This is a genomic window from Pseudomonas fluorescens (assembly GCF_002837185.1).
Classification (GTDB): domain Bacteria; phylum Pseudomonadota; class Gammaproteobacteria; order Pseudomonadales; family Pseudomonadaceae; genus Aquipseudomonas; species Aquipseudomonas fluorescens_AM.
In genome coordinates, this window is sequence record NZ_KZ477988.1 from 23,701 (window position 1) to 35,423 (window position 11,723).

11 protein-coding genes are annotated in these 11,723 nt (G+C 64.8%); 7 read left to right on the forward strand and 4 right to left on the reverse strand.

Annotation, left to right across the window (positions count from 1 at the left end; genetic code table 11):
* Positions 1–227: 227 nt before the first annotated feature.
* The 4 genes from cobJ to cobG are packed head-to-tail and all read right to left on the reverse strand — an operon-like array spanning position 228 to position 4,561.
* The gene (gene cobJ, locus CIB54_RS05005; protein ID WP_065951451.1) at positions 228–1,865 is read right to left on the reverse strand and encodes a precorrin-3B C(17)-methyltransferase; all 1,638 of its coding nucleotides are present in this window, start codon (positions 1,863–1,865) and stop codon (positions 228–230) included.
* Positions 1,865–2,596 (reverse strand): precorrin-2 C(20)-methyltransferase, encoded by a 732-nt coding sequence (locus CIB54_RS05010; protein WP_101218866.1) that lies wholly within the window; start codon positions 2,594–2,596, stop codon positions 1,865–1,867. The genes cobJ and CIB54_RS05010 overlap by 1 nt, the downstream gene beginning before the upstream one ends.
* On the reverse strand, positions 2,596–3,222 hold the full coding sequence (locus CIB54_RS05015; protein WP_065951453.1) for a precorrin-8X methylmutase: 627 nt from the start codon (positions 3,220–3,222) through the stop codon (positions 2,596–2,598). Before CIB54_RS05015 ends, CIB54_RS05010 begins: the two co-directional genes overlap by 1 nt.
* Entirely contained in the window at positions 3,215–4,561 is a 1,347-nt protein-coding gene (gene cobG / locus CIB54_RS05020) for a precorrin-3B synthase (RefSeq protein ID WP_101218868.1), read from the reverse strand. The genes CIB54_RS05015 and cobG overlap by 8 nt, the downstream gene beginning before the upstream one ends.
* Positions 4,562–4,599: 38 nt before the next feature.
* Between cobG and cbiE the strand changes: the two genes are divergently transcribed.
* The 7 genes from cbiE to CIB54_RS05055 all read left to right on the forward strand — a co-directional run bounded on the left by cbiE (position 4,600) and on the right by CIB54_RS05055 (position 11,715).
* The gene (cbiE, locus tag CIB54_RS05025; RefSeq protein ID WP_101218870.1) at positions 4,600–5,805 is read left to right on the forward strand and encodes a precorrin-6y C5,15-methyltransferase (decarboxylating) subunit CbiE; all 1,206 of its coding nucleotides are present in this window, start codon (positions 4,600–4,602) and stop codon (positions 5,803–5,805) included.
* Positions 5,802–6,521, forward strand: coding sequence for a cobalt-precorrin-6A reductase (locus CIB54_RS05030; RefSeq protein WP_101218872.1), 720 nt, complete (start codon positions 5,802–5,804; stop codon positions 6,519–6,521). Before cbiE ends, CIB54_RS05030 begins: the two co-directional genes overlap by 4 nt.
* Positions 6,522–6,720: 199 nt before the next feature.
* Positions 6,721–7,113 (forward strand): DUF2946 domain-containing protein, encoded by a 393-nt coding sequence (locus CIB54_RS05035; protein WP_101218874.1) that lies wholly within the window; start codon positions 6,721–6,723, stop codon positions 7,111–7,113.
* 47 nt (positions 7,114–7,160) lie between these two features.
* Positions 7,161–7,643: a copper chaperone PCu(A)C gene (locus tag CIB54_RS05040; protein ID WP_101218876.1), complete on the forward strand. Its 483-nt coding sequence runs from the start codon at positions 7,161–7,163 to the stop codon at positions 7,641–7,643.
* 9 nt (positions 7,644–7,652) lie between these two features.
* A complete protein-coding gene (locus CIB54_RS05045; protein WP_065951459.1) occupies positions 7,653–8,042 on the forward strand; it encodes a DUF2946 domain-containing protein in 390 nt (129 codons plus the stop codon).
* A gap of 93 nt (positions 8,043–8,135) precedes the next feature.
* On the forward strand, positions 8,136–10,196 hold the full coding sequence (locus tag CIB54_RS05050; protein ID WP_101218878.1) for a TonB-dependent copper receptor: 2,061 nt from the start codon (positions 8,136–8,138) through the stop codon (positions 10,194–10,196).
* 139 nt (positions 10,197–10,335) lie between these two features.
* Positions 10,336–11,715 carry a PepSY-associated TM helix domain-containing protein gene (locus tag CIB54_RS05055; protein ID WP_101218880.1) on the forward strand — a complete coding sequence of 460 codons (1,380 nt, stop codon included), beginning with the start codon at positions 10,336–10,338 and terminating at the stop codon, positions 11,713–11,715.
* The last annotated feature ends 8 nt before the right edge of the window (positions 11,716–11,723 follow it).

Here is an 11,723-nt window from a genome sequence, read left to right on the forward strand (position 1 = left end):
CCACGTACACCCCGACTCGGGGCTTGTAACCACACTAGTCCAGTCACCGACAGGCTTTCCAGGCGACAAACATCCCTTGGCGCGGCCCGGCAAAACGCGCCGGCCAGCTATAACGCGGCATGAAGGATGAGCCTCGTTGTTTCGTCGTGAAAAAAAGAAAAAGCCCCGAACGACAACAGGAAAATCCCTGTGTCATTCGGAGCTTTCGGGCCGCCGCCGAGCTGTTTTCAGCAGGCGGGTTTATCGCCGTACCAGCGCGGGGTGTACACCCACTCGCCGCCACCGGCACGCGCAAAGGTGCAGGTGGTGGACGAGCCGATCAGCACCATGGTGCGCATGTCCACCTGGTCCGGGGCCAGTTGACCCAACGTGGTGACGCGCAGCGTCTGGCCCGGGCGACCGATGTCACGGCCCAGCACCACCGGCGTTTCAGGAGTGCGGTGCTGTGCGACGATCTCCAGCGCACGCCCCAATTGCCACGGTCGCGCACGGGAAATCGGGTTGTAGAATGCCAGGGCCAGGTCAGCCTGGGACGCGAGGTCCAAACGCTTTTCGATGATCGACCACGGCTTGAGGTTATCCGACAGCGACATCACACAGAAGTCATGCCCCAGCGGCGCCCCGGCCTGGGCAGCGGTGGCCAGGGAAGCCGAGACGCCCGGCAGGATTTGCAGGTCGACCTGGTGCCAGGCCGGGTCGCTGGACTCATGCAACGCCTCGATCACCGCAGCGGCCATGGCGAACACACCCGGGTCGCCGGACGACACCACCACCACCGAGCGTCCTTGGGCGGCCAGTTCGAAGGCGTGACGGGCGCGCTGCATTTCTTCACGGTTGTCCGTGCAGTGCTGCACCTGATCATCACGGAACGGCCCGGCCATGCGCACGTAGGTTTCGTAGCCCAGCACATCGGTGCAGCGCGCCAACTCGGTCTTGACGGCCGGCACCATCAATTCAGCGGCCCCGGGGCCAAGCCCGATCACGGCAAGGCGCCCGCGTGGGCGGCCGACCTGTGACACGTCCAACGGCTGTTCGGCCACACTGAGGCTGATGTCCGCCTGCGGCTCGACCTTGGCAAACCGCAGCGGTACGCCCAGTTCCAACGCGGCCTCATGCAGCGACGCTTCGGCCATCTGCAGATCGCTGGCGAGCAGGCACGCCAGCGATTGCACGGCAACGCCTGCCTCATGCAAGGCCGTGCGCACACGTGCGGCCAGGTGCACGCCTGGCTTGCAGGTGGCGCAGACGGTTTTCGGATAAATCACCAATTCGTTGGCGGCGGGCACGCGCTCGGCACTGCCCACATGGATCGCCAGGCGCGCCTGCGGGGACTGCGGCAAGTTGGCCTGCGCAAGCCAGGGCGCCGCGCCTTCAATGCGCACGCTTTCACCAGCGAGCAGGTCGGAGACAAAGCGCTTGCCCAGTTCCAGGTCCGCCAACTCATAGCCCTTGGGCGGGTTGAGCAGGCAGGTGCCGAACCGCAACTCGCCGCTGGTGGTGATCGCCGCCGTCACTCCCAACGCGGCGGCGATCTCCCGCGCCATCACATTTACACCGCCCAGCCCCCCCAGCAGTGGCACCACGGCGCTGCCGTCTTCGGCAACGGCCAGCACGGCGGGCTCCTCACCTTTTTCAAGCAGCAGCGGCGCGAGGGTACGGATGACGATGCCGGCGGCGCACAGCGCAATCAGCGGCGTCCCCTGCTGGTAGAGCTGGCGCAGTGTGGCGCCGAATTCAGGGTAGCTCTGGTCCGCACCGTCGACCCGGCCGGTCAGGCCGTGGATCAATGCCGTCGGGTAACGCTGCTGGATCTTGCGCGCAGTCGCCAGGCTACCCTGGCCCAGAATGACAATCGCCGGGCTCATCAACCTTGCCACCGTTCACCGGGCACGATGATCAACGAAAAGTACGGTGACGACATCGGCTCCACCTGGTCCAGCGGCACGATTTTCTGATTGGCCATGGTGGCGCGCTCCACGTACAGCGCGCGCCCGGCCAGACCGAGTTCTTCCAGTACCTGGCGCACCTTGTGGAAGTTGCGCCCCAACTTCATGATCACCGCCGCGTCGGCATCCGCCAGCCGGCGCTTGAGGTCGTCGTGCGGCAACACGCCCGACAGCACCGACAGGCTCTGGTTGCGATACACCAGCGGCGCGCCCAATACCGAAGCACCGCCCAGCATCGAACACACGCCCGGGATGACGTGCGCTTCATAGCGCTCGGCGAGGCGGTCATGCAGGTACATATAAGAGCCGTAGAAGAACGGGTCGCCTTCACAGATCACTGCCACATCGCGGCCCGCATCCAGGTGCGCGGCCACGTCGACGCTGGCGGTATCGTAGAAGTCGCTGATCACTTGCTCATAGGACAGCGGCGCCGGCAGCGCCTCGGTGGTCACCGGGTACACCAGGGGCATCAGGGTTTGTTGCGGCACCAAATGGTCCTCGATGATGCCGAACGCGTTGCCCTTCTTGCCCTTGGCCACGAAGTACGCCACCACGGGCGACTCGCGCAGCAGGCGCAGGGCCTTGAGGGTGATCAGCTCCGGGTCGCCGGGCCCTACGCCCAGGCCGATCAGACGTCCGCGTGGCTGCATTATTCGACCTCCGTGGCGAGCGCATTGACGGCGGCGGCGGCCATGGCACTGCCGCCCAGGCGGCCCTGCATAATCACAAACGGCACGCCACGGCTGTCGGCGGCGAGCATCGCCTTGGATTCGGCGGCACCGACAAAGCCCACCGGGAAACCGAGGATCAACGCCGGTTTCGGCGCACCGGCGTCGAGCATTTCCAGCAGGTAGAACAAGGCGGTCGGCGCGTTGCCGATCACCACCACGCTGCCTGCCAGGTGCGGGCGCCACAATTCCAGCGCAGCGGCGGAGCGGGTGTTGCCCAACTCCCGCGCCAGCTCGGGCACGCTGTCGTCACGCAGGGTGCAGATCACCGCGTTATTGGCCGGCAGGCGCGTACGGGTCACGCCTTCGGAGACCATCCGCGCATCGCATAAAATCGGAGCACCCGCCGCGAGCGCATCGCGCCCGGCCTTGCCCGCGCCTTCGGAGAATTGCAGGCCGTCGATCGCCTCGACCATGCCGCAGGCATGAATCACCCGCACCGCGAGTTTTTCCAGATCGGCCGGGATGCGGTCCAGGTTGGCTTCCGCGCGAATAATGGCGAAGGAGTTGCGATAGATCTCCTGACCGTCGCGGATGTAATCAATCATCGGTGTTGCTCCGTGGGCGAGCGCGTAACAGGGCGCCCGCCGCTTCAATGGAAAGAGTACGCGCGTGCAGCCGGCCAAAACCTGAATGGGCGGCGTCGCGAAAATAGAGGTCGTAGTGGCCGGGGCTCACCGCCAGCAAGGTGACCGGCGCGGTGTGCGCGGCGGCGCAGGAGCGCGGGCAACCGGACAGGTGCACCTCGACACCGGGCTGCAAGGCGGCCAGTTGCACCGCATCGGCCTTGGTATCGGCCAGGCCCTTGCCGCAACCGCTGGAACCGGTGCAGGCGATCATGCGGGCCAAGGGCTGGTCGATTGAACAGAGAAAGCCCAGTTGCCCCAAGCGTTCGGTGACGGCGCCAGGGCGCTCAATGTTAGGCAGCAGCACACCCTGCCAGGGCGTGAAGCGCAACGTGCCATCACCGTACTCGCTGGCCAGCTGCGCGGCGCCCTGAAGCATCAGCGGATCCAGGCGACCCAGTGGCGCGACTGCCGCGACGTAGAACTGATTCTTCTGGGGCTGGGGATAACTTCCGATGTGCAGCAACGCACCACCGGCCGGGCGTTTGAAGCCCCGGGCCGACAGCAGCGGCAGGCTCAGGCGGCTCAATAACTTATCCACAGCCAGATGACGCATGCGCGTTTGCTCGGGCGTCGCCAGGTCGAGAAAGGCCTCCAGCACCGCCACCACCAGTGCATGGCCCTGGTTCAATGGCACGGCCGCCACGGGCGCATTCAGGCCGGGGCAGCCGGCCAGGCCGAACGCCAGCAGCGTCTGCCCCTCGCGCACAAACGCCGACAGCCACAGGTCATGATGATGCTCGAGCATCGCCAGGGCTTCACCGCCGTCCAGCTGCACGGCGAACTTGGCCGACAATTGTTGAAAGCGCGGATGGTTTTCCAACGTGGCGAGGATCTGCGCGGCCATCGGGCGGGTGTCGAACAGCATCTGTGAATCGATGCCGGCGCTGGGGCTGAGCATCAGGTTGCGCACGTCATCACCGGCCGCATTGCTCGGGCCGAGGCCGGCCGCCAGCAGCGTTGCGATCAAGGCGTCCTGCTCGGCGCCGATCCCGCGAATCTGCAGGTTGGCCCGATTGGTCGCCTCGATCACCCCGCCCGCGTAAGCCTGGGCGGCGTCCGCCACGGCGTTGGCCTGGGCCGCGGTAATCGAACCACCGGCCAGTTTGACCCGGCAAATGCCACCGTCCAACGCCTGGACAATACGCAGCAACCCCGGACAAGCCGAGGGGCGCAAGGTATTCACAGCGGGCGTTGAGTTCACGGGGCTACCGGTTGACGGGTAAAGGCGCGGTATTATGCCTGCTTTGTCCGACGGCATGAAAAGCCTGCCCGTCGGATGTCGTTCAAGGAATTGCTATGTCGCCCTGGCTGACGGTTGTAGGCATCGGTGAAGACGGCTTCAAGGGCCTGGGCAGAAATGCCCGGCACGCCCTGTTGCACGCCACGCGGATTATAGGCGGCCAACGCCAGTTGGACCTGTTGCCGGTGTGTATTCGCGGCGAGCGCCAGCGGTGGCCGAGTCCGTTTTCCCTGGAGCCGGTGCTGGCACAGCGCGGCGAACCGGTGTGTGTGCTGGCCAGCGGAGATCCGATGTTTTATGGCGTGGGCGCCAGTCTGGCGCGCCAGATTGCGGCGGATGAGTTGCTGATTTTACCGGCGCCGTCGTCGGTGTCCCTGGCAGCGGCGCGGTTGGGCTGGCCGTTGCAGGACGTGGTGACGGTATCCGTGGTGGCCCGCCCCTTCGCGGCAATCAACGCGCACCTGGCCAGCGGTGTGCGCTTGTTAGTACTGAGCAATGATGGTGGCAGCCCGGCGTTGATTGCTGCGTTATTGACGGAGGCCGGGTTTGGGCCCAGCCGATTGACGGTGTTTGAACACTTGGGCGGCGCGAACGAGCGGCGCGTCGACGGCCTGGCCGCAGACTGGCAACACCCCAGCTCTGCCGATCTGAACCTGGTCGCCATCGATTGCCTGGCCTCCAGCGACACGCCACCTCTGTCGCGCCTGGCAGGCCTGCCGGACTCGGCGTTCCAGCACGACGGCCAACTGACCAAACGCGATGTGCGCGCCATGACCCTCGCCCGCCTCGCGCCGATGCCCGGCGAACTGCTGTGGGATGTGGGTGCGGGCAGCGGTTCCATCGGCATCGAATGGATGCGTACGCATCCCAGCTGCCGTGCGCTGGCGATTGAGGCCGACACTGGCCGCCAAGGCCTGATCGAACACAATCGCGACGCCCTCGGCGTGCCCGGCCTGCACCTGATTCGCGGCAAAGCCCCGGACGCGTTGCACGGCCTGCCGGTACCCGACGCCATCTTCATCGGCGGCGGCCTCACCCGCGACGGCGTGCTCGATACCTGCTGGCAACAATTGCGGCCCGGTGGCCGGTTGGTCGCCAATGCGGTGACCCTGCAAAGTGAAATGACCTTGATGAACTGGCGCGCCGAGCATGGCGGCGAACTGACCCGCATCCACGTGGCCCAGGCGCAGCCATTGGGCGACTTCGATACCTGGCGCCAGGCGTTGCCGATCACGCTGCTGGAAGTGATCAAGCCGCTATGAAAAGGATTCTGCTGCTGGGCGGCGTGACGGAAGCGCTGGCCATTGCTCGCACCTTGGGGCCGGCGCATATCTACAGCCTGGCCGGTGTGGGCCGTGTGCCGACCGACCTGACCTGCCAGGTTCGCGTCGGGGGCTATGGAGGCGCTGAAGGGCTGGCGCAGTTTGTTCGTGATGAACGTATCAGCCTGATCCTCGATGCCACCCATCCGTATGCGGCGCAGATCAGCCACAACGCGGCCCGGGCTGCACAGTTGTGCGCTGTGCCGTGCTGGGCATTGCGACGTCCGGCGTGGCAACCGCAGGCGGGGGATGATTGGCGCGAGGTATCTGACTGGGCTGAGCTGATCGAAGCGTTGAAGCCCTTCAAGCGCCCGCTGTTCACCTTGGGTCGCGAACCGTTGCAGCATCTCGACGAAATCCCTGCCGACCAGTTCTGGACTTTGCGGGCGTTGGACGTTTATCCGGGGAATGCTCGGTGCGAAGTGATCGGCGCGCGGGGGCCGTTTCTGATCGAGGATGAGCGGGCGTTATTCGAACGACGCCGAATTGACGTGCTGATCAGCAAGAACAGCGGCAGCACCGCCACCGAGCCGAAGCTGGAAGTGGCGCGGGAGTGTGGGGTGCCGGTGTTGGTGTTGAAGCGGCCGGTGTTGGCGGCGGTGGATCAAGAGTTCACCACCGTAACGGCGGTGCTACAGGCCATACACCCCCGCTAAGCAACACCGACCTGATGTGGGAGGGGGCTTGCCCCCTCCCACACTTGACCTGCGCAGCCTTGAAGTTCGGCACCCACTCAATTCCCCGTCTATCCTCAAACCCGGCACTGCGACACCAAACCACACCACGCATTTTTACTTATCCCCCCCGATCAGGCTAAATACCCGCCTGATCGTTTAACCCTACGGATTATCCGCCATGGCCCGTCAACGCTTTGCAATTGCCTGGATCGCCTGCCTTGCAGTGCTGTTCAATGCGTTTGCCATGCCGCTGGCCAGTGCGATGCAGCAGACCGATGACCCGGTCAAGCGCCTGATGTGGGGCGGGTTCTGTTCGTCCAATGGCGCCAGCCTGCAGGCCGTTGCCCTGGGCAAGCTGGAACTCCCGGCACCGGCGGACGATCACTCCGCCATGCAGCATTGCTGGTGTTGCTCCGGCTCGGCGCCGTGGGTGGCGCTGCCGGGGCATGTGCCGCAGGTGTATGTGACGCGGTTCGATGCGGTCGACAGCCTGGCGCCGCGATCCTTGCAAACTCCCACCCCGCGCCAGCAATGGCCGAGCCTTAACCCCCGCGCCTCTCCAACGGTCTGATCGTCTTCGCAAGTGAACTGCGTTTAGAACCGTTCCGGAGAACTGCCATGCTTAAATCTTCCCTGCTTCTGGCGGCCTTGCTGCTGCCGGTGTTCAGTGCTGCCAATGCCGAGGACTACAAGGCCGGTGACCTGTTGGTCAGCGCCCCCTGGTCCCAGGAGTTGCCACCGAATGCGCCCACCGTCGCGGCGTACTTTGTGATTCATAACACCGGGGCTACCCCGGATCGCCTGCTCAGCGTTGAAACCAGCGTCGCCGAGAAAGCCGAACTGCACGAGCATGTGATGCAAGGCGACCTGATGAAGATGCAGCAAGTACCCAGCGTTGCCGTACCGGCCAAGGGTGAACTGACTTTCGCGCCGATGGCCTATCACGTGATGCTGCTGGGCCTCAAGGACCGCAGCCTGTTGGCCGATGGCAAGCAGTTCCCACTGACCCTGACCTTCGAAAAAGCCGGCAAGGTCCAAGTGCAAGTGTCGGTGCAGAAAGCGCCGCCGATGGCCGGCCATGGGCCTGTGCACGCCCAGTAAGCCCATCCGATGGGCGCCCGCAGCGCCAGGTTATCTCCACACCGCCGCCTGATGCGCGGCAGTTGGATCAGCCTGTTCGCCATGCTGATGATTTTTATCGGTCCGCTGATTTCCCAAGCGATGCCGATGGATCATCACGCCGGTATGTCCATGGACATGCCCGCGTGCCACGGCGAGCCCAAGCCGAGCAAAGCCCCCGACGAACATCATGTTCTCTGGGAAAAATGCGGCTATTGCAGCTTGCTGTTCAGTTGCCCGGCCCTGCCCGGCAGCGTCTCCTACGTCACGCTCGGCACCCCGCCGCCAGCCAACGCGCTCATTCCCACCCCGCGCCTGGGCCATGCCGGGCAGAGCATCTTCCCCGGCGCCCGCAGTCGTGCGCCGCCCATCGCGTCGTAAGCCCTTCACCGCGCTACTTCACCCCGGCCGACTTCAAACAGACAGCCGCAGGCTGCTGGCCGTGTTGTTTACGATTGATTGATGGAATTTGTCATGTCCAGGTTTTCTGCTGACACCCGTTTGGGCGCTGCCCCGGTTTTCGCCGTTCTGTGCGGCGCACTGCTTGCGCCCTACGCCCATGCTGACGAACACGAGCTGAGCCCCACGGTCATCACCGCGATCGCCCCCAGCTCGCCACTCACCGTTGTCACCAACCCCAAGGACCCGCGCCAACCGGTGCCCGCCAGCGACGGCGGCGATTACCTCAAGACCATCCCGGGCTTTGCCCTGGTGCGTAACGGCGGCACCAATGGTGACCCGGTACTGCGCGGCATGTTCGGCTCGCGCCTGAATATCCTCACCAACGGCGGCATGATGCTCGGCGCCTGTCCGGGCCGCATGGATGCGCCCACCTCGTACATCTCGCCGGAAACCTACGACAGGCTGACCGTGATCAAAGGCCCGCAAACCGTGCTCTGGGGCCCCGGCGCGTCAGCCGGCACCATTCTGTTCGACCGCGAGCCGGAGCAGTTCGGCGAGCTGGGCACGCGGGTCAATGCCAGTGTGCTGGCCGGCTCCAACGGGCGCTTCGACAAGGTCGTCGACGCCGCTGCCGGTGGGCCATTGGGCTACGTACGGGTGATCGGCAACCAGGCCCATGCCGACGACTACAAGGACGGCAACAACGACACCGTCGCTTCGCGTTATGACAAGTGGAATGGCGATGCAGCAGTGGGTTTCACCCCCGACGCCGACACCCTGCTGGAACTCACCGCCGGCCGTGGCGATGGGCAAGCGCGCTATGCCGGGCGCGGGATGGACGGCTCGCAGTTCCTGCGCGAAAGCCTCGGGCTGCGCTTCGAAAAATCCAATATCGGCGAGGTGCTGGACAAGGTCGAGGCCCAGGTCTACTACAACTACGCCGACCATGTCATGGACAACTACAGCCTGCGCATACCGTCCGGCACGGGAATGATGGCCGGGCCCATGGCCTCCAACGTCGACCGTCGCACCCTCGGTGGGCGGATCAAAGCGACCTGGCGCTGGGCCGACGTGCAACTGATCGGCGGCCTGGACGCGCAGACCAATGAACACCGCGCGCGCAGCAGCATGGGCATCGACACCTACAAGGACCTGCCGCGCAGCAAGGACGCCAACTTTCACAACTACGGCGTATTCGGTGAACTGACCTGGTACGCCGCCGACAACGACCGCCTGATCACCGGTGCGCGCCTGGATCGCGCCTCGGCCAGGGATTTTCGTCAACGTACCGGCTCAGGCATGATGAGCCGTCCCAACCCCACCGCCGACGACACCCGTGCAGACACCTTGCCATCGGGCTTCGTGCGCTACGAGCACGACCTGGCGGACACGCCCACTACCGTCTACGCGGGTCTGGGTCATGCTGAACGCTTCCCGGACTACTGGGAACTGTTCTCCCCCAACACCGGGGCGGCCGGCTCGGTGAATGCCTTCGACGGCGTCAAGCCCGAGAAGACCACCCAGCTGGATGTTGGCGCGCAGTACAAAACCGCCAACCTTGAAGCCTGGGCCTCGGCTTATGTCGGCCAGGTGCGCGACTTCATCCTGTTCGACTACCGGCCCGGCATGATGGGCACCACCTCCCAGGCACGCAATGTCGACGCGCGCATCATGGGCGGTGAACTGGGCGCGGCGTACAAGCTGACCACTCACTGGAAGGCCGACGCGAGCCTGGCCTACGCCTGGGGCAAGAACAGCAGCGACGGCAAAGCCCTGCCGCAGATGCCGCCGCTGGATGCGCGCCTGGGCCTGACCTACAGCCAGGATGATTGGAGTGCCGGCGCGTTGTGGCGCGTGGTCGCGGCGCAACACCGCATCGACCCGGACAAGGGCAACGTGGTCGGCAAGGACTACGACAAGAGCGGCGGTTTTGGCGTGTTCTCGCTGAACGCGGCGTACCGCATCAATAAGCACTTCAAGGTCAGCAGCGGGGTCGACAATCTGTTCGGCAAGGCTTATGCCGAGCATTTGAACCTGGCGGGGAATGCCGGGTTCGGTTACCCGGCAAGCGACCCGCAGGCCATCAAGGAACCGGGGCGTACGCTCTGGACCAAGGTGGATATGAGCTTCTAACAGCATCGGGGGCAAGCCCCCTCCCACACTTGACCGGGTTCCCAAATCCAACGATGTGAACCCAATCCAATGTGGGAGGGGGCTTGCCCCCGATAGCGGTGTAACTGACACAAAAAATCAAAAGCCTTGCGGAGCCCTGATGAGCACTCAACAAAAAGTTTCCTTCTACAACCTGGCCTGGCGCTGGCACTTCTACGCCGGCCTTTTCGTCGCCCCTTTCATGGTGCTGCTGGCCCTGACCGGCATCATCTACCTGTTCAAACCACAGCTCGACCCGCTGATGTACGGCCACCTGCTCACCGTCCCCGCCGCCGAACACGCACTGAGCGCCGACGAGCAGTTGCAACGCGCCAGAGCCGCCTACCCCCAGGCGGTGATCAGCAAGTACCTGCCGCCCGCCGATGCCACCGGCAGCGCACAGTTCGTGATGCAACACGCAGGCCGCGAAGTGACGGTATTCGTCGACCCCTATCGCGGTACCGTCCTGGGTGAGCAGGACGCCAACTACAACCTGCAAGCCATCGCCCGCGCCCTGCACGGCGAACTGATGATCGGCACCGTCGGTGATCGCCTGATCGAACTCGCCGCCGGCTGGGGCGTGATGCTGGTGGTGTCCGGCCTGTACCTGTGGTGGCCACGCGGCAAGTCATCGGCTGGCGTGTTGTGGCCCCGGCTCAACAGCCGTGGCCGCTTGTTCTGGCGCGACCTGCACGCTGTCGTCGGTTTCTGGGGCGCAGCGTTTTTGCTGGTGATGCTGCTCAGCGGCATGACCTGGACGGGCTTCTGGGGCAAGCAATACGCCGCCCTGTGGAACACCTTCCCGGCGGCGATGTGGAACAACGTGCCGCAATCCGACCAGCAGGCACGCGCGCTCAACACCGCCACCCAACAGACCGTGCCCTGGGCCATGGAAAACACGCCGATGCCAATGTCCGGTGACCATGCCGAACACATGAACCATGGCGCCATGCACGCGGGCCCTGCCGCGCCGACCGTGCGCCTGCAACAGGTGGTCGACCTGGCCAACGCACGCAAGGTCGAGCCCGGCTACAGCATCACCTTCCCCACCACCGCCACCGGCGTGTTCACTGTTGCCGTGTTCGCCAACGACCCGCGCAACGACGCCACTCTGCATGTGGACCAGTACACCGGCAAGGTCCTGGCCGATGTGCGTTGGGAACATTACAACCTGGTCGCACGCGCCACCGAGACCGGCGTGATGTTGCACGAAGGCAAGATGTTCGGCTGGGTCAACCAACTGATCGTGCTGCTGATCTGCCTGATGATCCTGCTCAGTGCGGTCAGCGGCGTGGTGATCTGGTGGAAGCGTCGGCCACAGGGCGGGCTGGGCGTGCCGCCGCTGCGTCATGACGTGCCGAAGTGGAAAACCGCGATGGTGATCATGCTCGGGCTGGCGATCATTTTCCCGTTGGTGGGCGCATCGTTGATCCTGGTGTGGGCGCTGGATCGCCTGGTGCTGTCACGCTTTTTTGCCCAAGGTGAATCTGCCTCAGGTTAAGCATGAAA